The sequence below is a fragment of the Promicromonospora citrea genome, assembly GCF_013004695.1.
GTDB lineage: Bacteria > Actinomycetota > Actinomycetes > Actinomycetales > Cellulomonadaceae > Promicromonospora > Promicromonospora citrea.
Genome location: NZ_JABEMG010000008.1, coordinates 29,123 through 54,928, shown reverse-complemented (window position 1 = coordinate 54,928; position 25,806 = coordinate 29,123). Strand labels below are relative to the sequence as shown.

Annotated in this window: 19 protein-coding genes; all 19 read right to left on the bottom strand. The window is 69.1% G+C overall.

Annotated features, from left to right (window positions below; genetic code table 11):
• Position 1 precedes the first annotated feature (1 nt).
• The gene (rpsC, locus tag HLB15_RS03300) at positions 2-823 is read right to left on the bottom strand and encodes a 30S ribosomal protein S3 (RefSeq protein ID WP_171103655.1); all 822 of its coding nucleotides are present in this window, start codon (positions 821-823) and stop codon (positions 2-4) included.
• Positions 823-1,194: a 50S ribosomal protein L22 gene (gene rplV, locus HLB15_RS03295; protein ID WP_119139904.1), complete on the bottom strand. Its 372-nt coding sequence runs from the start codon at positions 1,192-1,194 to the stop codon at positions 823-825. The genes rpsC and rplV overlap by 1 nt, the downstream gene beginning before the upstream one ends.
• A 67-nt stretch (positions 1,195-1,261) precedes the next feature.
• Positions 1,262-1,543 (bottom strand): 30S ribosomal protein S19, encoded by a 282-nt coding sequence (rpsS, locus tag HLB15_RS03290; RefSeq protein WP_171103653.1) that lies wholly within the window; start codon positions 1,541-1,543, stop codon positions 1,262-1,264.
• A 14-nt stretch (positions 1,544-1,557) separates the two neighbouring features.
• A complete protein-coding gene (rplB, locus tag HLB15_RS03285; protein ID WP_171103651.1) occupies positions 1,558-2,394 on the bottom strand; it encodes a 50S ribosomal protein L2 in 837 nt (278 codons plus the stop codon).
• 32 nt (positions 2,395-2,426) lie between these two features.
• The gene (gene rplW, locus HLB15_RS03280) at positions 2,427-2,729 is read right to left on the bottom strand and encodes a 50S ribosomal protein L23 (RefSeq protein WP_171103649.1); all 303 of its coding nucleotides are present in this window, start codon (positions 2,727-2,729) and stop codon (positions 2,427-2,429) included.
• Complete coding sequence (gene rplD, locus HLB15_RS03275) at positions 2,726-3,427, bottom strand: 50S ribosomal protein L4 (protein WP_171103647.1); 702 nt, start codon at positions 3,425-3,427, stop codon at positions 2,726-2,728. Before rplD ends, rplW begins: the two co-directional genes overlap by 4 nt.
• Before the next feature lie 7 nt (positions 3,428-3,434).
• A complete protein-coding gene (gene rplC, locus HLB15_RS03270) occupies positions 3,435-4,088 on the bottom strand; it encodes a 50S ribosomal protein L3 (protein WP_171103644.1) in 654 nt (217 codons plus the stop codon).
• Between the two features lie 14 nt (positions 4,089-4,102).
• Positions 4,103-4,411 carry a 30S ribosomal protein S10 gene (gene rpsJ / locus HLB15_RS03265; protein ID WP_019146773.1) on the bottom strand — a complete coding sequence of 103 codons (309 nt, stop codon included), beginning with the start codon at positions 4,409-4,411 and terminating at the stop codon, positions 4,103-4,105.
• A gap of 524 nt (positions 4,412-4,935) precedes the next feature.
• Positions 4,936-6,132 (bottom strand): elongation factor Tu, encoded by a 1,197-nt coding sequence (gene tuf, locus HLB15_RS03260; RefSeq protein WP_171103642.1) that lies wholly within the window; start codon positions 6,130-6,132, stop codon positions 4,936-4,938.
• Between the two features lie 123 nt (positions 6,133-6,255).
• Positions 6,256-8,358 carry an elongation factor G gene (gene fusA / locus HLB15_RS03255; protein WP_171103640.1) on the bottom strand — a complete coding sequence of 701 codons (2,103 nt, stop codon included), beginning with the start codon at positions 8,356-8,358 and terminating at the stop codon, positions 6,256-6,258.
• Between the two features lie 94 nt (positions 8,359-8,452).
• Positions 8,453-8,923 carry a 30S ribosomal protein S7 gene (gene rpsG, locus HLB15_RS03250; protein WP_119139920.1) on the bottom strand — a complete coding sequence of 157 codons (471 nt, stop codon included), beginning with the start codon at positions 8,921-8,923 and terminating at the stop codon, positions 8,453-8,455.
• Positions 8,923-9,297, bottom strand: coding sequence for a 30S ribosomal protein S12 (gene rpsL, locus HLB15_RS03245; RefSeq protein ID WP_020016109.1), 375 nt, complete (start codon positions 9,295-9,297; stop codon positions 8,923-8,925). Before rpsL ends, rpsG begins: the two co-directional genes overlap by 1 nt.
• A gap of 451 nt (positions 9,298-9,748) precedes the next feature.
• Positions 9,749-13,633 carry a DNA-directed RNA polymerase subunit beta' gene (locus HLB15_RS03240; protein WP_171103638.1) on the bottom strand — a complete coding sequence of 1,295 codons (3,885 nt, stop codon included), beginning with the start codon at positions 13,631-13,633 and terminating at the stop codon, positions 9,749-9,751.
• 96 nt (positions 13,634-13,729) lie between these two features.
• On the bottom strand, positions 13,730-17,242 hold the full coding sequence (gene rpoB / locus HLB15_RS03235; protein ID WP_171103636.1) for a DNA-directed RNA polymerase subunit beta: 3,513 nt from the start codon (positions 17,240-17,242) through the stop codon (positions 13,730-13,732).
• 397 nt (positions 17,243-17,639) lie between these two features.
• Positions 17,640-18,029, bottom strand: a complete 390-nt coding sequence (rplL, locus tag HLB15_RS03230; RefSeq protein ID WP_171103634.1) for a 50S ribosomal protein L7/L12 — start codon at positions 18,027-18,029, stop codon at positions 17,640-17,642.
• An 84-nt stretch (positions 18,030-18,113) separates the two neighbouring features.
• The gene (rplJ, locus tag HLB15_RS03225; RefSeq protein WP_171103632.1) at positions 18,114-18,644 is read right to left on the bottom strand and encodes a 50S ribosomal protein L10; all 531 of its coding nucleotides are present in this window, start codon (positions 18,642-18,644) and stop codon (positions 18,114-18,116) included.
• 305 nt (positions 18,645-18,949) lie between these two features.
• Positions 18,950-21,547, bottom strand: coding sequence for a CHAT domain-containing protein (locus HLB15_RS03220; RefSeq protein WP_171103630.1), 2,598 nt, complete (start codon positions 21,545-21,547; stop codon positions 18,950-18,952).
• 120 nt (positions 21,548-21,667) lie between these two features.
• Positions 21,668-24,286 (bottom strand): CHAT domain-containing protein, encoded by a 2,619-nt coding sequence (locus HLB15_RS03215; RefSeq protein ID WP_229785725.1) that lies wholly within the window; start codon positions 24,284-24,286, stop codon positions 21,668-21,670.
• 10 nt (positions 24,287-24,296) lie between these two features.
• Positions 24,297-25,763, bottom strand: coding sequence for a S8 family peptidase (locus tag HLB15_RS03210; RefSeq protein WP_171103628.1), 1,467 nt, complete (start codon positions 25,761-25,763; stop codon positions 24,297-24,299).
• Positions 25,764-25,806 lie beyond the last annotated feature (43 nt).

Genomic DNA, 25,806 nt, shown 5'->3' with positions numbered 1-25,806 from the left:
GTCAGGCCTCCGTTCCGGTCTCTGCGGCCGGAGCGGCAGCAGCCTCCGCCGCGGGGGCGGCGGGCTCGGCGCTGCGCTCGGCCGGACGCTCGTTGCGACGGCCGCCGCGACGGTCGCCACCACGCTCACCGCGACCACGGCCCTGACGGGGCGCGGCGGTGGCCTGCTGAGCGGCGAACTCCTTCTCGGTGACCTCGCCCTTGTAGATCCACACCTTCACGCCGATGCGGCCGAAGGTGGTGCGGGCCTCGTAGAAGCCGAAGTCGATGTACGCACGGAGCGTGTGCAGGGGCACGCGGCCCTCGCGGTAGAACTCCGAGCGGCTCATCTCGGCGCCGCCGAGGCGGCCCGAGACCTGCACGCGGATGCCCTTCGCGCCGGCGCGCTGGGCGGACTGCATGCCCTTGCGCATCGCACGACGGAACGAGACGCGGCTGGCCAGCTGCTCGGCGATGCCCTGAGCAACGAGCTGCGCGTCGATCTCCGCGTTCTTGACCTCGAGGATGTTGAGCTGGACCTGCTTGCCCGTGAGCTTCTCGAGCTCGCCGCGGATGCGGTCGGCCTCGGCACCCCGGCGGCCGATCACGATGCCCGGACGCGCCGTGTGGATGTCCACGCGGACGCGGTCACGCGTGCGCTCGATCTCGACCTTGGAGATGCCGGCCCGCTCGAGGCCGGTGCCCATGAGCTTGCGGATCTGCACGTCCTCGCGGACGTAGTCGCGGTACCGCTGACCGGGCTTGGTGCTGTCGGCGAACCAGCGCGACCGGTGGTCGGTGGTGATACCGAGGCGGTACCCGTGCGGGTGAACCTTCTGTCCCACTATCGGGCCCCTTCCTTGACGGTCTGCTTGTCGGCGAGCACCACGGTGATGTGGCTCGTGCGCTTGAGGATGCGCGTCGCACGTCCCTGAGCCCGCGGGCGGAACCGCTTGAGGGTCGGGCCCTCGTCCACGAACGCGGCGGAGACGACCAGGTCGCCCTCGTCGAAGCGCTCGCTCGCGCGGTCGGCCTTCACCCGGGCGTTGGCGATCGCGCTCTCCACGACCTTCCGGATCGGCTCGCTGGCGGCCTGCGGTGCGAACTTCAGCACCGCGACGGCCTCAGAGGCCTGCTTGCCACGGATGAGGTCCACGACGCGCCGGGCCTTCTGGGGCGTGACACGGACGAACCGCGCCTGCGCCTTGGCTTCCATTGCTGTCCTGCTTCCTTTTCTCAGACAGTCCGAGTCATCGCTCGCTTGGGCGGGGAATCCCCACGCCTCAGCGGCGACGACCCTTCCTGTCGTCCTTCACGTGGCCGCGGAAGGTCCGCGTGGGAGCGAACTCGCCGAGCTTGTGGCCGACCATCGCCTCGGTCACGAAGACCGGGACGTGCTTGCGACCGTCGTGCACGGCAAAGGTGTGACCGAGGAAGTCGGGCGTGACGACCGACCGACGGGACCAGGTCTTGATGACGTTCTTGGTCCCCTTCTCGTTCTGCGCGTCCACCTTCTTCTGGAGGTGGTCGTCGACGAAGGGGCCCTTCTTCAGGCTACGAGGCATGTTTCAGGCTCCTATCAGCGCTTCTTGCCGGTACGACGGCGACGGACGATCAGCCGGTCGCTCGACTTGTTCGGACGGCGGGTACGACCCTCCGGCTGGCCCCAGGGGCTCACCGGGTGACGACCACCGGACGTCTTGCCCTCACCACCACCGTGCGGGTGGTCGACCGGGTTCATGGCGACACCGCGGACGGTCGGGCGCTTGCCCTTCCAGCGCATGCGGCCGGCCTTGCCCCAGTTGATGTTCGACTGCTCGGCGTTGCCGACCTCGCCGACCGTCGCGCGGCAGCGCAGGTCGACGTTGCGGATCTCGCCGGACGGCATGCGCAGCTGCGCGTACGGGCCGTCCTTCGCGACGAGCTGCACCGACGCACCGGCCGAGCGGGCGATCTTCGCGCCGCCACCGGGCCGCAGCTCGATGGCGTGGATGACCGTACCGGTCGGGATGTTGCGCAGCGGCAGGTTGTTGCCGGGCTTGATGTCGGCGCCGGCTCCGGCCTCGACACGGTCGCCCTGCGACAGCTTGTTCGGCGCGATGATGTAGCGCTTCTCGCCGTCCGCGTAGTGCAGGAGCGCGATGCGGGCCGTGCGGTTGGGGTCGTACTCGATGTGAGCGACCTTCGCGGGCACGCCGTCCTTGTCGTGGCGACGGAAGTCGATGACGCGGTAGGCACGCTTGTGCCCGCCGCCCTTGTGACGCGTCGTGATCCGACCGGTGTTGTTACGACCACCGGTCTTGCTCAGCGGGCGGATCAGAGACTTCTCCGGCTGCGAGCGCGTGACCTCGACGAAGTCGGCGACGCTGGAGCCGCGGCGGCCGGGCGTCGTCGGCTTGTACTTACGGATTCCCATGGAAACCTGTCCTCAATCTGCTCTCGTCCGGCTCAGCCGACCGGCCCGCCGAAGATGTCGATCGTGCCCTCGCGGAGGGTGACGATCGCACGCTTGGTGTCCTTGCGCTTGCCGAGGCCGAAGCGCGTGCGGCGCGTCTTGCCCTTGCGGTTGATCGTGTTCACCGAGGCGACCTTGACGCCGAAGACCTTCTCGATCGCGATCTTGATCTCGGTCTTGTTCGAGCTCGGGTCGACGATGAAGGTGTACTTGCCCTCGTCGAGCAGGTTGTAGCTCTTCTCGGAGACGACCGGCGCGATCAGGATGTCGCGCGGGTCCTTCACGGTGACGCTCACTTTGCGGTCTCCTCAGCGGTCTCGGCCTCGGACTCCGTCGCGACGGCCTTCGCACCCTTGGCGGGGCCCGCGAGGAAGTCGGCGAGGGCACCCTCGGTGAAGACGACGTCGTCGGAGACGAGCACGTCGTAGGTGTTCAGCTGGTCGGCGACCAGGAGGTGCACCTCGGGGACGTTGCGCAGCGACTTGATGGTGATCTCGTCGTCACGCTGCGTCACGACGAGCACGTGCTCGCGCGAGGTCAGCTTCGCGATCGTGGCCAGCGCGGTCTTGGTCGACGGCGAGCCGTCCAGGCCGAAGCCCGTCACGACGTGCACGCGGCCGGCACGAGCGCGGTCCGAGAGAGCGCCACGCAGGGCGGCGGCCTTCATCTTCTTCGGGGTGCGCTGGTCGTACTTGCGCGGCTGCGGGCCGTGGACGGTGCCACCGCCGGCGAACTGCGGGGCGCGCGTCGAACCCTGGCGGGCGCGACCGGTGCCCTTCTGCTTGTACGGCTTCTTGCCACCACCGCGGACGTCGCCGCGGGTCTTGGTGGCGTGCGTCCCCTGGCGGGCGGCGGCGCGCTGCGCCACGACCACCTGGTGGATCAGCGGGACGTTGACGGCGACGTCGAACACCTCAGCGGGGAGCTCGGCCGTGCCGGACTTCTTGCCCTGGGCGTCGACGACGTCCACGGACAGAGCGGTCTGCGTGGTCATGGCTGCGTCACGCTCCCTTCGCGGCGTTACGCACGAGGACGACGCCACCCTTGGGGCCGGGAACCGCGCCCTTGACGAGCAGCAGACCCTTCTCTGCGTCGACCGCGTGAACGGTCAGGTTCTGGGTGGTCTGACGGGCGTTACCCATCCGACCAGCCATCCGCAGGCCCTTGAAGACTCGCGACGGCGTCGACGCGCCACCGATCGAGCCGGGCTTGCGGTGGTTACGGTGCGCACCGTGCGAGGCACCCACGCCGGCGAAGCCGTGACGCTTCATGACACCGGCGGTGCCCTTGCCCTTGGTGGTACCGACCACGTCGACCTTGGCACCGGCCTCGAACACGTCGGCGGTGATCTCCTGGCCGAGCGTGAACTCGGAGGCGTTCTCGGTGCGGATCTCGGCCACGTGGCGGCGCGGCGTCACGCCGGCCTTCTCGAAGTGGCCCTTGAGCGGCTTGGTGACCTTGCGCGGGTCGACCTGACCGGCCGCGAGCTGCACGGCCGAGTAGCCGTCGGCGTCCGCGGTGCGGATCTGCGTCACCACGTTCGTGCCCACGGAGACGACGGTCACCGGCACGAGGCGACCCGCCTCGTCCCAGAGCTGCGTCATGCCGAGCTTGGTGCCGAGCACCGCGGTCACGTTCTTCTGCTGGTTGGTCATGATGTCCTCCAGCCTCAGAGCTTGATCTCGATGTTCACGTCCGCCGGCAGGTCGAGCCGCATGAGCGAGTCGACGGCCTTCGGCGTGGGATCGATGATGTCGATGAGCCGCTTGTGCGTGCGCATCTCGAAGTGCTCGCGGCTGTCCTTGTACTTGTGAGGCGACCGGATCACGACGAAGACGTTCTTCTCCGTCGGCAGCGGCACCGGACCCACGACCGTCGCACCAGCGCGAGTCACCGTGTCGACGATCTTGCGCGCCGAGCTGTCGATGACCTCGTGGTCGTAGGACTTGAGCCGGATGCGGATCTTCTGTCCCGCCATGGCGTCGTCTGACTCTCTCTCTCGAACCGCTACTGACCGACCCACGCGCTCGGGCGTGTCGCTTGACGCGGCACAGCCGGGCGCAGAGCACCATTCCTGGTGCCGGGGCCGTTGGGAAGTGATCTGCCCTGGTGTGAACCGGGGCCGACCACGACGTTTGCCGAGCCTGCTCGGAACAGTGCCTCCGGTGAGACCGGAGAGCGTGTGCTCCGCGGGGCGCCCAGTACAGATCGAAGCAGGCGACAAATCCCGCGACCCCGTTCCCGGATCTCTCCCCGGGAGGGTGACCGCTCCAGTCTCGACCGACCCGGACGGACCGGATCGCGGACTGCGGTTCTGCACACTGTTCGACACTTGAAAGAGCGCGCCTGTGACAGGCAACTATGCAATCTTGCCACACGTCCTGGCATCGGCCAAACGGAGGGCGTGTGACACCCGCTACGTACGCGAAGGGGCCCGGACGCCGAAGCGCCCGGGCCCCCTCGTGTCAGCTGACTTCCGTCAGATGAGCCCGTGCTCCAGGATCACTTGATGATCTTGGTGACACGGCCGGAACCGACCGTGCGGCCACCCTCGCGGATGGCGAAGCCGAGGCCCTCCTCCATGGCGATCGGCTGGATCAGCTCGACCGTCATCTCGGTGTTGTCGCCGGGCATGACCATCTCGGTGCCCTCGGGCAGCGTGATGACGCCGGTGACGTCCGTGGTACGGAAGTAGAACTGCGGGCGGTAGTTCGAGTAGAACGGGTTGTGACGGCCACCCTCGTCCTTGCCCAGGATGTAGACCTGAGCCTCGAAGTTCGTGTGCGGGGTGATCGAACCCGGCTTCACGACGACCTGGCCGCGCTCGACGTCCTCGCGCTTGATGCCGCGCAGGAGCAGACCGGTGTTGTCGCCGGCCTGAGCCTGGTCCATCTGCTTGTGGAACGTCTCGATACCGGTGACCGTGGTCTTCTGCGGCTCGCGGATACCGACGATCTCGACGTCGGAGTTGATGTCCAGCGCGCCACGCTCGACCTTACCGGTGACGACGGTGCCACGACCGGTGATCGTGAAGACGTCCTCGATCGGCATGAGGAACGGCTTGTCGAGGTCGCGCTGCGGCTCCGGGACGTTCTCGTCCACGGCGTCCATCAGCTCGACGACCTTCTCGACCCACTCCGGGTCGCCCTCGAGCGCCTTGAGGCCCGAGACGCGCACGACCGGCGCGTTGTCGCCGTCGAACTCCTGCGACGACAGCAGCTCGCGGACCTCCATCTCGACGAGCTCGAGGATCTCCTCGTCGTCGACCATGTCGGCCTTGTTGAGCGCCACGAGCAGGTAGGGCACGCCGACCTGGCGGGCGAGCAGCACGTGCTCACGCGTCTGGGCCATCGGGCCGTCCGTCGCGGCGACCACCAGGATCGCGCCGTCCATCTGGGCGGCACCGGTGATCATGTTCTTGATGTAGTCGGCGTGACCCGGGGCGTCAACGTGCGCGTAGTGACGCTTCGGCGTCTCGTACTCGATGTGCGCGATGTTGATCGTGATGCCGCGCTGCTTCTCCTCCGGCGCGGCGTCGATCTCGTCGAAGTTGCGCTGCGTGTTCGCCGGCAGGTCCGGGTACTTGTCCGCAAGCGTCTTCGAGATCGCCGCGGTCAGCGTCGTCTTGCCGTGGTCGACGTGACCGATCGTGCCGATGTTGACGTGCGGCTTGGTCCGCTCGAACTTGGCCTTAGCCACTGGGGTCCTCCTGGGACTTGGGTAGATGTTCCGAACGTTGCAGATGCTCGGCCAAGAAGCCTACAACTGCGGGGCGTTGCGGTTTTTCCTACAGGTTGGTTGTGCGGGTCGACCTGTGGGGACTCACTCGCCCCGGGTCTTCTTGATGATCTCTTCGGCAACCGCCTTGGGAACCTCGGCGTAGCTGTCGAACTGCATCGAGTACACCGCGCGACCCTGGGTCTTCGACCGCAGGTCACCGATGTAGCCGAACATCTCGCTCAGCGGCACCTGGGCGCGAACGACCTTGACACCGGTCGCGTCCTCCATGGACTGGATCATGCCACGTCGGGAGTTGATGTCGCCGATCACGTCGCCCATGTACTCCTCGGGCGTACGCACCTCGACGGCCATGACCGGCTCGAGCAGGACCGGGTCGGCGCGCTTGACGCCTTCCTTGAAGACCATCGAACCGGCGATCTTGAACGCCATCTCCGAGGAGTCGACGTCGTGGTAGGCGCCGTCGATCAGCGTCGCCTTGACGCCGACCACCGGGAAGCCGGCCAGCACACCCTGCTGCATGGCCGCCTGGATACCGGCGTCCACCGACGGGATGTACTCGCGGGGGATGCGACCACCGGTGACGGCGTTCTCGAACTCGTAGAGCTCGCCCTCCGTCGTCTCCAGCGGCGCGAAGGTCACCTGGACCTTGGCGAACTGGCCGGAACCACCGGTCTGCTTCTTGTGCGTGTACTCGATCTTCTCCGCCGTGCGGCGGATCGTCTCGCGGTACGCGACCTGCGGCTTGCCGACGTTCGCCTCGACCTTGAACTCGCGACGCATACGGTCGACGAGGACGTCGAGGTGGAGCTCACCCATACCGCCGATGACGGTCTGGCCGGTCTCCTCGTCCAGGCGCACGCGGAAGGTCGGGTCCTCCTCGGCGAGCTTCTGGATCGCGGTCGACAGCTTCTCCTGGTCGGCCTTCGTCTTCGGCTCGATGGCCACGTCGATGACCGGCTCAGGGAAGGTCATCGACTCGAGGATGACCGGGTTCGCCGGGTCGCTCAGGGTGTCACCGGTGGTGACGTCCTTCAGCCCGATGAACGCGTAGATGTGGCCCGCCTGGGCCTCCTCGACCGGGTTCTCCTTGTTGGAGTGCATCTGGAAGAGCTTCCCGATGCGCTCCTTCTTGCCCTTGGTCGAGTTCTGGACCTGCGCGCCCTGCTGCACCTTGCCCGAGTACACGCGGACGTAGGTCAGCTTGCCGAAGAACGGGTGCGCCGCGACCTTGAACGCGAGAGCCGAGAACGGCTCGTCCGCGGACGCGTGGCGCTCGATCTTCTTCTCCTCGTCCTTGGCGTCGTGACCCTCGATGGCGGGCACGTCGAGCGGGGACGGCAGGTAGTCGATGACGGCGTCGAGCATGGGCTGCACGCCCTTGTTCTTGAACGCCGAGCCGCACAGCACCGGGAAGGCCTCGGAGCTGATGACGAGCTTGCGGATGCCGGCCTTGATCTCGGCGACCGTCAGCTCCTCGCCACCGAGGTACTTCTCGAGCAGCTCCTCGTCCGTCTCGGCGACGGCCTCGACGAGCTGCGAGCGGTACTCCTCGGCACGCTCCTGGAGGTCGGCCGGGATCTCCTCGACCTCGTACTCCTCGCCCATCTTGGTGTCGCCGCGCCACGTGAGCGCCTTCATCTCGACCAGGTCGACGACGCCCTCGAAGTCGTTCTCAGCGCCGATCGGGAGCTGGATGACGAGCGGCTTCGCCTTGAGGCGGTTGATGATGGTGTCGACGGTGAAGTAGAAGTCCGCGCCGAGCTTGTCCATCTTGTTGACGAAGCAGATGCGCGGGACGTTGTACTTGTCCGCCTGGCGCCACACCGTCTCCGACTGGGGCTCGACGCCCTCCTTGCCGTCGAACACGGCAACGGCACCGTCGAGCACGCGGAGCGAGCGCTCCACCTCGACCGTGAAGTCGACGTGACCCGGCGTGTCGATGATGTTGATCTGGTTGTTCTTCCAGTAGCAGGTCGTCGCGGCGGACGTGATCGTGATGCCGCGCTCCTGCTCCTGCTCCATCCAGTCCATCGTCGACGCACCGTCGTGCGTCTCACCGATCTTGTAGTTCACACCCGTGTAGAACAGGATGCGCTCGGTCGTCGTGGTCTTGCCGGCATCGATGTGGGCCATGATGCCGATGTTGCGGACCTTGTTCAGGTCGGTCAGCACGTCGAGTGCCACGGTGTCTTACCCCTTGGTCTGAAGGTGGGTGGGAAGCCGGCGGTGAGGCATCCACCGACGGCCCCGGGGGGTACCCGGGGCCGCTCGGAAGCTACTACCAGCGGTAGTGCGCGAAGGCCTTGTTGGAGTCGGCCATCTTGTGCATGTCCTCGCGGCGCTTGACCGCGGCACCGAGACCGTTCGACGCGTCGAGGATCTCGTTCATGAGGCGCTCGGTCATCGTCTTCTCGCGGCGGGCGCGGGAGAAGTCGGTGAGCCAGCGGAGCGCGAGCGTCGTGGCACGGGCGGGACGCACGTCGACCGGCACCTGGTACGTGGCACCACCGACGCGGCGCGAACGCACCTCGAGCGCGGGACGGACGTTGTCCAGCGCGCGCTTCAGCACGACGACCGGGTCACCGTCGGTCTTGGCACGGACGCCCTCGAGGGCGCCGTAGACGATCGCCTCGGCGGTCGACTTCTTGCCGTCGAGCAGGACCTTGTTGATCAGCTGCGTGACGACAGGGGACCCGTAGACCGGGTCGACGATGAGCGGCCGCTTCGGGGCCGGACCCTTGCGGGGCATCAGCTCTTCTCCTTCTTGGCGCCGTAACGGGACCGGGCCTGCTTGCGGCCCTTCACGCCCTGCGTGTCGAGCGCACCGCGGACGATCTTGTACCGGACACCGGGAAGGTCCTTCACACGGCCCCCGCGCACGAGCACGATCGAGTGCTCCTGGAGGTTGTGGCCGACACCGGGGATGTACGCGGTGACCTCGACCTGCGAGGAGAGCTTCACACGGGCGACCTTGCGCAGGGCCGAGTTCGGCTTCTTGGGGGTGGTGGTGTACACGCGGGTGCACACGCCGCGCCGCTGGGGGGAGCCCTTGAGAGCCGGGGTCTTCGACTTCCCGGCCTTCGAGGTCCGCCCCTTGCGGACGAGCTGCTGGATCGTAGGCACTACGTCTCCGTCGTCTTCTCGAGCTTCGGCGACGCCCTGCCGGCGTCCCCGTCGATGGTTCTGGCTTGTGCGTGCCGATCGCATGCGGCACCCACAGCCCCCGCGGGGACTGCTACGCCACTTACCACCGGCTCGATGGCCCGGCTCCGCCACCAGGGCACGACGTGCCCCGCGACGTTTTCAGCCGGGGTGCCCACGCACTCACATCGGTCGCTTCCGACGCCGCCTCGCAGCGGCTCTTCAGGAGGTGCGACCCGACGGCGCGGGCACAGACTCCTAGGCTACCTGCGCGATTCCGGGGGGTCAAAACGAATCGGGTGTGAGGTGCACCCGGAAACCCTTGGAATCTCGCGAAGCAGAGCGCCTGCCCCGCCCGCGCACGGGGTGACCCGTGCGGGGCAGGACAGGCGCTCTGGCAGGCTCCGTCAGGAGTCGCGGTCAGCGGACCGGATCAGCGGAAGTCGCCGAGGTCCAGGTCCTCCAGCGGGATCGCCTCGCCCGAGCCCATACCGAGCGTCGGGAAGTCGATCTCGTCGTAGCCGAAGCTCGGGTAGAGCTCGGCCTTGGCCTGCTCGGTCGGCTCGACCTCGACGTTGCGGTAGCGGGGCAGGCCCGTACCGGCCGGGATGAGCTTACCGATGATGACGTTCTCCTTGAGGCCGAGCAGCGGGTCGCGACGACCGCTCATCGACGCCTCGGTGAGCACGCGGGTGGTCTCCTGGAAGGAGGCCGCCGAGAGCCACGAGTCGGTCGCGAGCGAAGCCTTCGTGATACCCATCAGCTCCGGGCGGCCGGCGGCCGGCTGGCCACCCTCCGCCACGGCCTTGCGGTTCGCGTCCTCGAAGCGCATGCGCTCCGCGAGCTCACCGGGCAGCAGCTGCGAGTCACCCGAGTCGAGCACGGTCACGCGCCGCAGCATCTGCCGCACGATGACCTCGATGTGCTTGTCGTGGATGTCCACGCCCTGGCTGCGGTAGGTCTCCTGGACCTGGTCCACCAGGTGCGTCTGCGTGGCACGCGGGCCGAGGATGCGCAGGACCTTCTTCGGGTCGACGGCACCCTGGACGAGCTGGGTACCGACGGTGACGTGGTCGCCGTCCGCGATCTTGAGGCGCGCGCGCTTCGTGACCGGGTACTTGATCTCCTCGCCGCCGTCGTCCGGCGTGAGCACGAGGTGACGCGTGCGCTCGGTGTCCTCGATCGTCACGCGGCCCGTGTACTCCGCGATCGGCGCCTCACCCTTCGGGGTGCGGGCCTCGAAGAGCTCGGTGACACGCGGCAGACCCTGCGTGATGTCCTCGGCCGCCGCCACACCACCGGTGTGGAACGTACGCATCGTGAGCTGGGTACCCGGCTCACCGATGGACTGGGCCGCGATGATGCCGACGGCCTCGCCGATGTCCACGAGCTTGCCCGTGGCCAGGGAGCGGCCGTAGCACTTGGCGCAGGTACCGACGCGCGACTCGCAGGTCAGCACCGAGCGGACCTTGACGTTCTCGATGCCCGCGGCGATCACCTGGTTGATGACCACGTCGCCGGCGTCCGAGCCCGCGGTGGCGATGACGTTGCCGTCCGCGTCCACCACGTCCGTCGCGAAGGTACGCGAGTAGACGCTCGTCTCGACCCGGTCGTGCGGGACCAGCGAGCCGTCGGGGAGCTTCTCCGCGACGGGCAGCGTGAGGCCACGCTCCGTGCCGCAGTCGTCCTCACGGATGATGACGTCCTGCGACACGTCCACCAGACGCCGGGTCAGGTAACCCGAGTCCGCCGTACGGAGGGCCGTGTCGGCCAGACCCTTGCGGGCACCGTGCGTCGCGATGAAGTACTCGAGGACGGACAGGCCCTCGCGGTAGTTGGACTTGATCGGGCGCGGGATGATCTCGCCCTTCGGGTTCGCCACGAGACCGCGCATACCGGCGATCTGACGGACCTGCATCCAGTTACCGCGGGCGCCGGAACCCACCATGCGCATGACGGTGTTGCGCTGGTCGCTCTCGAGGTTCTCGCGCATGGCCGACGCGACACGGTCGGTCGCCTGCGTCCAGATCTCGATGAGCTCCTGACGGCGCTCGTCGTCGGTGATCAGACCCTTGTCGAACTGCTGCTGGACCTTGAGGGCCCGAGCCTCGTGCTCGTCGAGGATCTCGCCCTTGACCGTCGGCGCGGCGACGTCCGAGATGGCGATCGTGACGCCCGAGCGGGTCGCCCACCTGTAGCCGGCGTCCTTCAGGGCGTCCAGCGCAGCGGCCACCTCGACCTTCGGGTACCGCTCCGCGAGGTCGTTGACGATCGCGGACAGGCGCTTCTTGTCGGCCACGCCGTTCTCGTACGGGTAGTCGACGGGCAGCGCCTCGTTGAAGAGGTACCGGCCGAGAGTGGTCTCGAACAGCAGCCTCTGGCCGGGCTCCCAGCCCTCAGGGGCCTCGAAGCCCTTGAGCGGCGGGACCAGGTCGGCCATCAGCAGCTTGATCTTCGCGTTGATGTCCAGCTCGCCGCGGTCGAACGCCATGATGGCCTCGGCCACCGAGCTGAAGGCACGCCCCTCGCCCACGGCGCCGGGACGGTCGCTCGTGAGGTGGTGCAGACCGATGATCATGTCCTGCGAGGGCATGGTCACCGGACGGCCGTCCGACGGCTTGAGGATGTTGTTGCTCGAGAGCATGAGGATGCGGGCCTCGGCCTGCGCCTCGGCGCTCAGCGGCAGGTGCACGGCCATCTGGTCACCGTCGAAGTCGGCGTTGAACGCGCCGCACACGAGCGGGTGCAGGTGGATGGCCTTGCCCTCGACGAGCTGCGGCTCGAACGCCTGGATACCCAGGCGGTGCAGCGTCGGCGCACGGTTCAGCAGCACCGGGTGCTCGGTGATGACCTCTTCGAGCACGTCCCACACCACGGGGCGGGTGCGCTCGACCATGCGCTTGGCGCTCTTGATGTTCTGCGCGTGGTTGAGCTCCACGAGCCGCTTCATGACGAAGGGCTTGAACAGCTCGAGCGCCATCTGCTTGGGCAGGCCGCACTGGTGCAGCTTGAGCTGCGGGCCGACCACGATGACCGAACGGCCCGAGTAGTCGACGCGCTTGCCGAGCAGGTTCTGGCGGAACCGGCCCTGCTTGCCCTTGAGCATGTCGGAGATCGACTTCAGCGGACGGTTGCCCGGGCCCGTGACCGGCCGGCCACGACGGCCGTTGTCGAACAGCGAGTCCACGGCCTCCTGGAGCATCCGCTTCTCGTTGTTGACGATGATCTCCGGCGCGCCCAGGTCCAGCAGCCGCTTGAGGCGGTTGTTGCGGTTGATCACGCGGCGGTACAGGTCGTTCAGGTCCGACGTCGCGAACCGGCCACCGTCGAGCTGCACCATCGGGCGCAGGTCCGGCGGGATGACCGGCACGGCGTCGAGCACCATGGCGGTCGGCGAGTTCGTCGTCGTGAGGAACGCGTTGACGACCTTGAGGCGCTTGAGGGCGCGGGTCTTGCGCTGGCCCTTGCCCGTCCGGATCGTCTCGCGCAGCGACTCGGCCTCGGCCTCCAGGTCGAAGCTCTGCAGACGCTGCTGGATGGCGTTGGCGCCCATGGCGCCCTCGAAGTAGGTGCCGTAGCGGTCCTGGAGCTGCCTGTACAGCATCTCGTCGCCCTCGAGGTCGGCGACCTTGAGGTTCTTGAACCGGTCCCACACCTGCTCGAGGCGGTCCAGCTCCTGGTCCGCGCGCTTGCGGATCTGAGCCATCTCGCGCTCGGCGGAGTCGCGCACCTTGCGGCGCGCGTCGGCCTTGGCACCCTCGGCCTCGAGCTCGGCCAGGTCGGCCTCGAGCTTCTGGGCGCGGGCGTTGATGTCGTTGTCCCTGCGGTCCGCGATCTCCTTCTTCTCGAGATCGATCTCGTTCTGCAGGTTCGGCAGGTCCTCCTGGCGGGCCTCCTCGTCGACCGAGGTGATCATGTAGGCCGCGAAGTAGATGACCTTCTCCAGGTCCTTCGGCGCCAGGTCGAGCAGGTAGCCCAGACGCGACGGCACACCCTTGAAGAACCAGATGTGCGTGACGGGGGCGGCCAGCTCGATGTGGCCCATGCGCTCACGGCGCACCTTGGAGCGCGTGACCTCGACACCGCAGCGCTCGCAGATGATGCCCTTGAAGCGCACGCGCTTGTACTTGCCGCAGTAGCACTCCCAGTCGCGGGTGGGGCCGAAGATCTTCTCGCAGAAGAGCCCGTCCTTCTCCGGCTTGAGGGTGCGGTAGTTGATGGTCTCGGGCTTCTTCACCTCACCGTGCGACCAGGCACGGATGTCCTCGGCCGTGGCCAGGCCGATGCGCAGCTCGTCGAAGACGTTGACGTCGAGCAAGATGTCCTACTTCCTGAAGTTCTCGAAAATCCTTGGTGTCCAGGACTGCGCCTGGTGTCCAGGTCCGCGCCCGGTGCCCCCGGGCGCGGACCGGTGTCAGATCTCGTCGACGCTGGAGGCGGCGTTCGGCCGCCGCGAGAGGTCGATGCCGAGCTCCTCAGCGGCGCGGTACACCTCGTCGTCCGACTCCTTCATCTCGATGGAGACACCGTCGCTCGAGAGCACCTCGACGTTCAGGCACAGCGACTGCATCTCCTTGAGGAGGACCTTGAAGGACTCCGGGATGCCCGAGTCGGGGATGTTCTCGCCCTTGACGATCGCCTCGTAGACCTTCACGCGGCCCGGGACGTCGTCGGACTTGATGGTGAGCAGCTCCTGGAGCGTGTACGCGGCGCCGTACGCCTCGAGCGCCCACACCTCCATCTCACCGAAGCGCTGACCACCGAACTGCGCCTTACCACCCAGCGGCTGCTGCGTGATCATCGAGTACGGGCCGGTCGAGCGGGCGTGGATCTTGTCGTCGACCAGGTGGTGCAGCTTCAGGATGTACATGTAGCCGGTCGACACGGCCTCGGGGAACGGCTCGCCGGAGCGACCGTCGAACAGGCGGGCCTTGCCGTCCTTGTTGACCATGCGCTGGCCGTCACGGTTCGGCAGGGTGGCGCCGAACAGACCGCGCAGCGCCTCCTCCTCCAGACCGTCGAACACCGGCGTGGCGACGGGGCGACCCGGCTCGCTCTTGTGCGCGACCTCGGGCAGGCTCTTGACCCACTCGCCGCCCTTGTCCTCGGCGAGCTCGACGTCCCAGCCCTGCTTGGCGATCCACCCGAGGTGGGTCTCCAGCACCTGACCCACGTTCATGCGGCCCGGCACACCCAGCGGGTTGAGGATGACGTCGACCGGGGTCCCGTCCTCGAGGAACGGCATGTCCTCCTGGGGCAGGATCTTCGAGATGACGCCCTTGTTGCCGTGGCGGCCGGCCAGCTTGTCACCGACGGTGATCTTGCGGCGCTGCGCGATGTAGACGCGCACCAGCTGGTTCACGCCGGCGGGCAGCTCGTCGCCGTCCTCCCGGTTGAACTCGCGCACCGCGATGACGGTGCCCTGCTCGCCGTGGGGGACCTTGAGCGAGGTGTCGCGCACCTCGCGCGCCTTCTCGCCGAAGATCGCACGGAGCAGGCGCTCCTCCGGGGTCAGCTCGGTCTCACCCTTCGGGGTGACCTTGCCGACCAGGATGTCGCCCGCGCCGACCTCGGCACCGATGCGGATCACGCCGCGCTCGTCGAGGTCCGCGAGGACCTCCTCGGAGACGTTCGGGATGTCCCGCGTGATCTCCTCCGGGCCGAGCTTCGTGTCGCGGGCGTCGACCTCGTGCTCCTCGATGTGGATCGAGGAGAGGACGTCGTCCTCCACGAGGCGCTGCGACAGGATGATCGCGTCCTCGTAGTTGTGGCCCTCCCACGACATGAACGCGACCAGCAGGTTGCGGCCGAGCGCGAGCTCACCCTCGTCCGTCGCCGGGCCGTCGGCCAGCACGGAGCCGGCCTCGACCCGCGAGCCCTCGTCGACCAGCACGCGCTGGTTGTAGCTCGTGCCCTGGTTCGAGCGGACGAACTTGTGCACGCGGTAGGAGCCCGTCGTGCCGTCGTCGTTCGCCACGAGGATCAGGTCGGCCGAGACCTCGGTGACCACACCGGGCTTGGTCGCCACGATGACGTCGCCCGCGTCGACCGCCGCACGGCGCTCCATGCCGGTGCCCACGACGGGCGCCTCGGAGCGGACCAGCGGCACGGCCTGGCGCTGCATGTTCGCACCCATGAGGGCGCGGTTGGCGTCGTCGTGCTCGAGGAACGGGATGAGGGCGGTCGCGACCGACACCATCTGGCGCGGCGAGATGTCCATGTAGTCGACCTCGGTGCCCGGGAGGTCGTTGGTCTCGCCACCCTTGGTGCGCACGAGGACGCGGTCGAGGACGAACGAGCCGTCCTCCGCCAGCGGCGTGTTCGCCTGCGCGATGACGTAGCGGTCCTCGTCGTCGGCGGTCAGGTACTCGATCGTGTCGGTGACCTTGCCGTTGACGACCTTGCGGTACGGCGTCTCGATGAAGCCGAACGGGTTGATGCGACCGAACGACGCGAGCGAACCGATCAGACCGATGTTCGGACCCTCAGGGGTCTCGATCGGGCACATGCGGCCGTAGTGCGACGGGTGGACGTCACGGACCTCCATGCCGGCGCGGTCACGGGACAGACCACCCGGGCCCAGCGCGTTCAAACGACGCTTGTGCGTCAGACCGGCCAGCGGGTTGTTCTGGTCCATGAACTGCGACAGCTGCGAGGTGCCGAAGAACTCACGGATCGACGCGACGACCGGGCGGATGTTGATCAGCGTCTGCGGCGTGATGGCCTCGACGTCCTGCGTCGTCATGCGCTCGCGAACCACGCGCTCCATACGGGACAGGCCCGTGCGCACCTGGTTCTGGATGAGCTCGCCGACGGCGCGGATGCGGCGGTTGCCGAAGTGGTCGATGTCGTCGACCTCGACCCGCACCTCGACCGGCTGGCCGTTGCGGACGCCGTCCATCGTGGTCTTGTCCGCGTGCAGCGCGGCCAGGTACTTGATCGTGGCGACCACGTCGGTCAGCGACAGCGTGGACTCGGCCAGCTCCGCGTCGACGCCCAGCTTCTTGTTCGCCTTGTAGCGGCCGACCTTCGCCAGGTCGTAACGCTTCGGGTTGAAGTAGAAGTTCTCCAGCAGCGCGCGACCGGCCTCGACCGTCGGCGGCTCGCCCGGGCGGATCTTGCGGTACAGGTCGACGAGGGCCTCGTCCTCGGTGTGGACGTGGTCCTTCTCGAGCGTGTCGAGCACCGACGGGAACTCGGCGAACTCCTCGCGGATCTGCGCCTCGGTCATGCCGAGCGCCTTGAGCAGCACCGTGACGGACTGCTTGCGCTTGCGGTCGACGCGCACGCCGACGGCGTCGCGCTTGTCGATCTCGAACTCGAGCCACGCACCACGCGACGGGATGATCTTCGCGGAGAAGACGTCCTTGTCGCTGGTCTTGTCCGGGGTGCGCTCGAAGTACACGCCCGGCGAACGCACCAGCTGCGAGACGACGACGCGCTCGGTGCCGTTGATGATGAAGGTGCCACGCTCCGTCATGAGCGGGAAGTCGCCCATGAAGACCGTCTGGCTCTTGATCTCACCGGTGGTGTAGTTGACGAACTCCGCGGTGACGAACAGCGGGGCCGCGTAGGTGAAGTCCTTCTCCTTGCACTCGTCCGCCGTGTACTTCGGCGGCTCGAAGCGGTGGTTCGAGAAGGACAGCGACATCGAGGAGCCGAAGTCCTCGATCGGGGAGATCTCCTCGAAGATCTCCTCGAGACCGGAGGTCTCGGGGACGTCGTGACGACCGGCGGCCTTGGCAGCCTCTACCCTGGCCTGCCAGGCTGGGTTACCAAGGAGCCAGTCGAAGCTCTCGGTCTGAAGACCGAGCAGGTCCGGGACCTCGAGCGGCTCATAGATCTTTGCGAAGGAAACGCGACGGGAAGCGGTACGGTTCGCAATGGCTTCGGCGGACGGAGCTGAAGGGGTGCGCGAGGCAGCCAAGAGGGGTCCTTCCCTGCAGTTCGGGTGAACGCTGTACGCTCTGCGGTGCTGCAGGACTCTGCCGGCTTCACCGGTCTCCGGAGGGCGCCCCCGGATGAGGGGCGGGACCAGGACTTTCGGGAAGCGGTGGGAGGCGTCGAGGGCACACGCGGGCGCAAAGCGCTAGCATACCTATCTGCCGTAAGTATGTCCAGTGCCCTCAGGAACCGCACGCCGAGGCTGTGGTATTCCTCGAACCGTTGCGCATCCGCACCGTTGCGGAGCGATGGCTGGACGCCCTGGCCACCTGCATGATCGTACCCCACGGCGCGGTCGTACGACAGAGGCCCGCACCCCTGGACGGGATGCGGGCCTCCGTGTTCCGGCGACGCCGCCCGGAGGCGGCTCCGCCGTCAGATCACTTGAGGGTGACCGTGGCGCCGGCGCCCTCGAGGGCAGCCTTGGCCTTGTCGGCAGCGTCCTTGTCGACGCCCTCCAGGACGGGCTTGGGGGCACCGTCGACCAGGTCCTTGGCCTCCTTCAGACCGAGGGACGTCAGGCCGCGCACCTCCTTGATGACCGCGATCTTCTTGTCGCCGGCGGCCTCGAGGATGACGTCGAACTCCGTCTTCTCCTCGGCGGCAGCGGCGCCCGCGTCGCCACCGGCGGGGGCGGCGACGGCCACGGCGGCCGGGGCGGCGGCGGTGACGTCGAACTTCTCCTCGAAGGCCTTCACGAAGTCGGAGAGCTCGATGAGGGTGAGCTCCTCGAAGGCGGACAGGAGCTCGTCGGTGCTGAGCTTCGCCATGATGGCGTTCCTTTCAGTTGGCGCTTCGCGGGCCGGTGCGGACCCGCGAGAAGCAGGGGGTTGTGATCTGGCACTGCCACCTGGTCAGGCGGCAGCACCCTCCGATTCCTGCTTCTGACGCAGGGCATCGATGGCACGGGCGACCTGGGCGGGCTTGGCGGTGAAGGCGTACGCAGCACGCGTCAGCGTCGCCTTCAGGCCGCCGGCCACCTTGGCCAGCAGAACCTCGCGGGACTCGAGGTCCGCGAGCTTCGTGATCTCTGCGCTCGACATCGGGCGGCCGTCGAGCACGCCGCCCTTGATGACCAGAGCAGGGTTCGCCTTGGCGAAGTCACGCAGACCCTTCGCAGCCTCGACCGGGTCACCGGTCACGAATGCGATGGCGGACGGGCCCTTCAGGTCGGCGTCGAGACCCTCGACACCGGCCTCCTTGGCCGCGATCCCCGTCAGCGTGTTCTTCACCACGGCGTAGGATGCGTTGCCGCTGAGCGACCGACGCAGCTCCTTGAGCTGCGCGACGGTGAGCCCGCGGTACTCGGTCAGCACGGCCGCGTTCGAGCCACGGAACTTGTCCGCGAGCTCTGCGACGGCGGCTGCCTTGTCCGGCCTCGCCATGGCAATCCTTCCGGTGGTGGTACCACCGTCCCCGGGGGCGCGAGGCCCCGGGCAGGCCCCGGAACACGAGAAGAGCCCCGGCGCAGGCGCACGGGGCTCGGATTCACGCGGCAGGGCCACATTCGAGTTCGTTCACCTGCGCAGGCCTCCGCGGTTCGCGGAACTTCGGTCTTCTTCCGCCCTCTGCTCCGGGGAGCGTGGGCAGCGTCGGACGACCGGCGGTCTTGGGTTACCCGAGAAGATTACACGATGCCGGGCGTGGTCGTGACATCGGCGGCGGTTGCCTGCGCCACACGGAGGCTCGGTCAGCGCTCCAGACCCTCCAGCGACCCGAAGCACACCAGCGGCGCGGGCTCCGGCTCGTCCGCGAGCGCGGCCGCCAGCGCGGCCTCCGGGTCGTCGGTGCGGCGCAGGTGTTCGTGGAAGCGCGGCATGACGCGCGCGGCCGCGGCGTCGGAGAGCGGGGCGACGGCGGCGACGACGGCGCGGGCGCCGAGCCGCAGGAGGACGGACGTCAGGCCGAGCACCTCGCCGCCCACGACCTGCGAGGAACCGCCGACCTCGCACGCGGACAGGATGACGACCGAGCCGGGCACGCGCGTGCTGTCGAGCTCGTGGGCGAACAGCGGGCCGTCGGCGAGGTCGATGCTCGCGAAGAGCGGGTTGTCGGCGTCGTGCCTGCCGTGCGTCGCGAGGTGGACGACGTCGTGGGTGGCGAGCGCGGTGCGGACGGCGTCCGCGGTCGCGGTGGCGCCGGTGAGGACGGTCGCGCCGGGCCAGGTGCGCCCGACGGCGAGGACCTCGCTCGCGCCGAGGGTCACACCGGGGCCGTGCGCGGCGAGCAGACGGTGGCGCGCGCCGGGGCGGGCCGGCGTCCGCCCGTGGGCGACGTAGGTGCGCAGGGTGGTGCGCAGGCCGCGGCGGGACGGGAGGGCGGTCCAGGGCACCCCGATGACGGGGTCGCGGCCCGCGACGTACAGGGAGGCGGCGGCCTCGAGCGGTGTGGCGAGCAGGGCGTCGAGCGCGGCGAGGTTGCGGTCGAGGGAGCGGCGGGCGGCGGCACGCAGGGCGGGCGGCACCAGGTCGTTGACGCACACGCCGAGGTCGGCGCGGGTGCGGGCGATGCGTTCGGTGACGTCGGACAGCGGGCCGAGCTCGAGCAGCCGTGCGCCGTGCGCGTCGATCCGGACGCAGCGCAGCACGCCGTCGACGACGAGGAAGTCGGCCAGCACGGCGCCGTCGCCGCGGGCGGCGAGAAGCGCACGGACCTCCTCGGCTCGTGCGGCGCGCTGCTTGACGACGCCCTCCTCGGCGCCGGTGCGGTGCCAGGCGCGTTCGCGGGCGACGGCGAGGAGCCGGCGCGACCGCTCGAACAGCTGGGCGCGCTCGGCCACCGCCTCCTTGGCGCCGAGTCCGCGGGCGCGGGCGACGAGCCCGCGCGCCTCGGTGACGAGCGCGCCGACGGCGGGTTCGTCGGGGGCCGCGGTGCCGCCCATGCCCGCGAACGTGGCACGGCCACGCTCGACAGCCTCGAAGATCTCGTCGGGTCGACCGGTGGCGAGCGCGGCGCGGACGTCGGTCCACTGCAGGTCGACGCCGTGCACGGCGGCCGCCGTCACCGACTCGAGCGATCCGAGGCCCATGCGGTGGTCGGCGAGCAGGCCCAGGCCGGCGGTCACCGCGTCGACGCCGGCCGCGCGGTCGCCCGAGGCGAACGCGATCTGGGCGAGGACGGTCTGCCGCTGGATGCGGGTGGACAGCGGGGCCTCGTCGATCCTGGCGGGGAGGTCGTCGAGCACGGCGCGGGCGGCCGCGACGTCGTCCGCGAGGAGGTACCACTGCGCGGCGACGAACCGGCCGGTCAGCCCGGGGCGCTGACCGAGCAGCGGGTCGACCTCGTCCCCCGCCTCCGCCGCCTCGACCGCCTGCTCGGCGCGCCGGCGCGCGTCGGCGGGCACGGGCGCCTCGCCGCGGCGGACGGGCAGGAGGATCGCCTCGAGCTCGGTCACCCGGGCGATGGCGGCCCGCTGCGGGTGCCCGACGCCCACGTAGTACCGCCGCGCGAACGCGGCGCTCGCGCGTGCCTCCTCCCACCGGTGCAAGGCCAGGAGGCAGCGGGCCCGGAAGTACTCGGCCTCCGCACGGTGGTGGGCGCGGCCCGGCACGACCATGCGGGAGATCGCCTGCGTGAGCACCTGCTCGGCGTCCTCCAGCAGGCCCGCCTCGTAGAGCACGGCACCACGGCCGATGTCGAGCACGCCGTCGGACCGCTCGGGGTCGACGGCGCGGGCGGCGGCCATGGCCCGGAGCGCGCCGGGGAGGTCACCGAGCGCGTACCGGACGAAGCCCGTGTTGTGCAGGGCGAGCGAGGCGGTGCTCGCGAGGTCGGCGCCCATGGCCAGCTCGTGGCAGGCGTCGAAGTCGGCGAGCGCCCGGTCGAGCCGGCCGACCTCGATCGCCGCGGCACCACGGTTGAGCAGGGCCGTCGCCCGGTCGCGGACGGGGAGCCGGTCCGCGAGGGCGAGCACGCGGTCGAAGGCCGCGGTGGCCTCGTGCAGACGTCCGGCGCGCTGGAGCAGCAGCCCGCGCGCGCCGTCGACGACGGCGGCGAACACCTGGCGTGCCTGCGGCGGGGCGGAGCCGGCACGGGCGTCGCCGTCCTCGAGGAGGGCGAGCGGCTTGTCGAGGGTGTCCTCGATGGCGTGGACGGCGACGGCCTCCCCCACCAGGCCGCGGACCATGCCCTCGGACCAGCGTTCCCGGTCGGGGGGATCGAGGTCGGCGAGGTCGACGGTGCTCAGGCGGTCGAGCACGGCGCGGAACCGGGGAAGAGCGTCGCCGGGGCGTGACCGGGAGGTGAGCTCCCGGGCGGCCGACAGCTCGTCCTCCAGTTCCGGCCACATGCCACGTCCCCTGTCTCCTGGTGCCCCCTCGGGGTATCGGGCGGGAACGATAGCGGGGCACGGGGCAGCGTGTCACCGGTGAGGGCAACCGCGCAGGTCAGCGGTGTACATGCAGACGGATCAGTCGGCGCTGAGCCCTTCGACCGAGCTGAAGCAGACCAGCGGCACAGGCTGTGCGACGTCCGCGAGCGCCGCCGCCAGCGCCGCCTCCGGGTCGTCGGTCTCGCGCAGGTGTGCGTGCAGGCGCGGCATGACGCGGGCGGCGAGCTCGTCGGAAAGTTTGGCGACGGACGCGATGACGGCGCGGGCGCCGAGCCGCAGGAGAACCGACGTGAGGCCGAGCAGCTCGCCACCGAGCACCTGCGTGGAACCGCCGACCTCGCAGGAGGAGAGGATGACGACCGACCCCGGCAGCGGTGTGCCGTCGAGCTCGTGGGCGAACAGCGGCCCGTCGGCGAGGTCGATGCTCGCGAAGAGCGGGTTGTCGGCGTCGTGCTGCCCGTGGGTGGCCAGGTGCACGACGTCGTGGGTTGCCAGGGCGGTGCGCACCCGCTCGGTGACGGCGTCGTCGCCGGTTAGCACGGTGGCACCGGCCCACTGCTCCCCCACCGCCCGCGCCTCGGCGGCGCCGTGCGGCACGCCCGGCCCCGCGGCGGCGAGCAGACGGCGCTTGCCCGACGGGCGGGCGTCGGTGCGGCCGCGTGCGACGTACGAGTTCACCGCGGTGCGCAGGCCGCTGCGGGACGGGAGCGCGGACCACGGCACACTCAGGAGCGGCTCGCGGCCGACGACGTAGAGGTCGCCGTCGGCGCGCAGGGGGGCGAGAAGGAGATCGTCCAGCCTCTTGAGGTTGCGTTCGGCCGAGGCCTGCGCCGCCGCACGGAGAGGTGCCGGGATGAGCTCGTTGGCCGCCATACCGAAGTCAGCTGCCAGGCGTCGGACGCTCTCCGTGACGTCCGCCGCTGGGCCCATGTCGTATGCGGCCACGCCGCGTGCGTCGACGCGGACGCAGCGCACGACGTCGTCGATCACCAGGTAGTTCGCCACGACCGGTGACGTACCGGCGTGCCGGGCGAGAACCGAGCGCAGCTCCTGCGTGGTGACCGGGCGCTGCACAGCGCCTGCGTTGCCCGCGTGCCGCCAGGACCGCTCACGCACCTCGTCCTGGATACGGCCGGCACGACGCGTCAGGCGCTCACGCTCGCGGGCCTCTGCGGGACCGAGCTCCCGCGCCTTGGCCAGGAGACCGCGCGCCTCGGTGAGCAGGGCGGCAGCCTCGGGGTCCTCAGGCGGTGTGACCCTGCCGGTGCCCGCGAAGGTCGCTCGACCTCGCTCGACGGCATCGAACAGCGCGCTCGGCCGACCGGTGCGGGCGGCGGCCTCGACGTCGAGACGGGTGAGGTCGACCCCGTGCGCGGCTGCGGCCGTGACCGACTCGACGGCGCCGAGCCTGCTGCGGTGGTCGGCCAGGAGGGAAAGGCCCGCTCGGACGGCTCGGACACCTCGGGCGCGGTTGCCGGAAGCGAAGGCCAGCTCGGCCTGTGCGGTGTAGTGCTGGATCCGGACGGTCAGGGGTGCCCGTGGCAGGACGCGGGGCAGTGTGGAAAGAACATCGCGTGCCGCGTCGAGCTCGCTCCCGAGCACGAACCAACGCGCTGCCACGAACCGGGCGGAGTGCCCGGGGTGATAACCCAGGGTCGGCCCTGCCTCGTCACCGATGGCCGCCACGGCCAGTGCTTGGCGAGCACGTCGACGGGTCGTGGCGCGGTCCGGTCTCGTGGGTGCCCGCGACGCCTCGATGAGCTGGGCCTCGAGCTCCAGTACACCGGCGAGCGCGGCCATCGATCGTTGACCGGCGCGTTCGAACCGACGCCTCGCTCGTGCGGCCTGCGCGCGTGCCTCGTCGAACCGATGGAGTCCGAGCAGAGCACGCGCGCGGAACCACTCCGCTTCGGCGTGCTCCAGCCTGAGCGCCGCATGGGACAACCGAGAAGCGGCATCGTCAAGGAGCCGTTCTGCGTCTGCGAGCAGGCCGCTTTCGAACAAGACCTCGGCTCTGCCGAGCTCCGGGATGCCGTCGTCCCAGTTCGGGTCCGCTGCGACCGCCCGTTCCATGGAGTCAAGCGCCACCGGCAGGTCGCCTAGCGTGTACAGCGCGTAGCCGACGTTGTGCAGTGAGAATGCGACGAACTGCGCGTGCCCTAGCGCCTCGGCGTGGTTGAGCGCGGCTTCATAGTCCCGCAGCGCCTGAGAGAAGTCGCCGAGCTCCGAGTGCACGGCTCCGCGATTCAAGAACGTGGTCGCGAGGTCACGATGGTCCACAAGACCAGGCTCACGCAGGGCTCGTGTCAGGTCACCCAACGCCCGGAGTGGTTGTCCGGCGCGCGAGTGGAGAACCCCCCGCTGCACGTGCACCAGGCTTGCCATGCGGGGATCGGGAGACGCTCGCTCGATCTCGGCGGCCTGGTCGCAGAGTGCGAGCGCCCGGTCCAGGGATCCGTAGAGCGCGTAGACGGGGTTGGACAATCCCAGATAGCTCCGGACGACCAGCTCGGTCCATTGCTGTCGCTCCTCCGGGCCCAACTCGTCCGCGTCCTCTGTCTCCAGGTCGGCGAGCAGCCCGCGAAAGTCCGCTTCGGCAGACGACCACTTCGCCCTGGCATGCAGGTTCCGCGCGACTTCCAGCCGCTCGAACAACCCGTCCCACAGTCCCTGGCGAGTGGTCGCCCCCACAGTCACCTCGTCATCATCAGTACGGGATCGGCAGTCCCGTCGCCTCGTGCGCTGCCTCCCATGCGGCGGCAACCCGGCCGGCAGAGCGCCCTGCCACTCGACCGTCGAGAAGACGCTGGGCCAGCTCCCCGGCCAGGACCGGCGACGCAAACGACGTACCGCTCCACGTGGCGAACCCACCCGTGAAGTCGTCAGGATCCACCGACTCACGGCCGTTCTCACCGATCAGTCGTGGCTCGAGCGCTCCGTCCGCGGTCACCGGCATCGTGCTGTGCACGTTAGTGCCTGGACGGACGGTCGTCACCCACGGTCCGTCGTTCGCGAAGTCAGCGAGCGTCCCATTGGGGTTGGATGCAGTGACGACCAGCAACGGCGTGTAGTTCGCGCGAAGGTCACGCGGATCGAGCGGTTCGGCGCGCCCATCGACCCGACGAACGCGTGGCGCCCACGCCGCAGGGAACACCGGCTGCTCCCGGCCGTCGTTACCAGCTGAGGCAACCACAAGCACCCCGGCACGACGCAGATCACGGAGCACACCGCGAAGGAGCCCCTCGTAGTCGTCGTCATCGAACGTCTCAGGCTGGAATCCCATGGCAAGCACCACGACGTCGACAGGTGCGTAGCCGTCAGTCCCTGCAACGCCACGCAGGTGGTACTCCAGAAGTCGCTCGAGCGAACGAACAAGGTCCCACTCGCGGACCTCGCCATCGGTATACATGACGCGCACCGGCAGAATCGCCGCATCCGGGCACACCTGGTGGACTATCCCGGCAATGAAGGTCCCGTGGCCGAGATACGGGGCAAGCTCCGTCATCGGCTGGCGGGCCGCTGCCGGCTCGCTCTCCGTAAACGTGCCGATCGGGCGCCCGTCGACCTGTGCATCACGGATCACGACCTGTGCGCCATCGAACCACGGGTGCTCACCAATCCCTGTGTCCACCACTGCGACCACAGGCCGGGAGACGCCGTCAGCCGAGAGCCACGGGGTCGGGCCCGAGGCAAGGGACCTCTTCGGGACGGGTCCGACGTGGAGGGACGGCTCACGGTCGCCTGGAACGCCTACACCTGGCTTCGCCCTGTGCCCTTGCAGCACATGGTCGAGGCCGATCCTCCGCTGATCGCTACCCGCTTGCGCTGCTACGTCGTCGAACAGGTCCCAGACGTCCGCGTCGTCGTCCCGTTCGGTAGACACGTGCACGGCCATGCCCGGACGCGCAGCATCCGCCCGCATGGACGCCGACTGCAGCTCCTCGATCTCGAGCGAGAGTCCACGAGCCGCCGCACGGTCACGCAGCAACCTCAGGAGACCATCGTCCGCATCGGCAGAGCCTCGAACGATCAACCGGTCGGCTACGTACCTGGTCGGCGCGAGCCGCACGTCACGGCGACAGTGTGCATCCGTCGGATCCAGGCGCCGAACCGGCCTCCACCCTCCCGCATGGTCCCGTACCCGCAGCTCGCGCTCTGGCGTCGACTCACTCACAACTACACCTCTCCATCGATGGGCATACCTGCTGGACCCCACC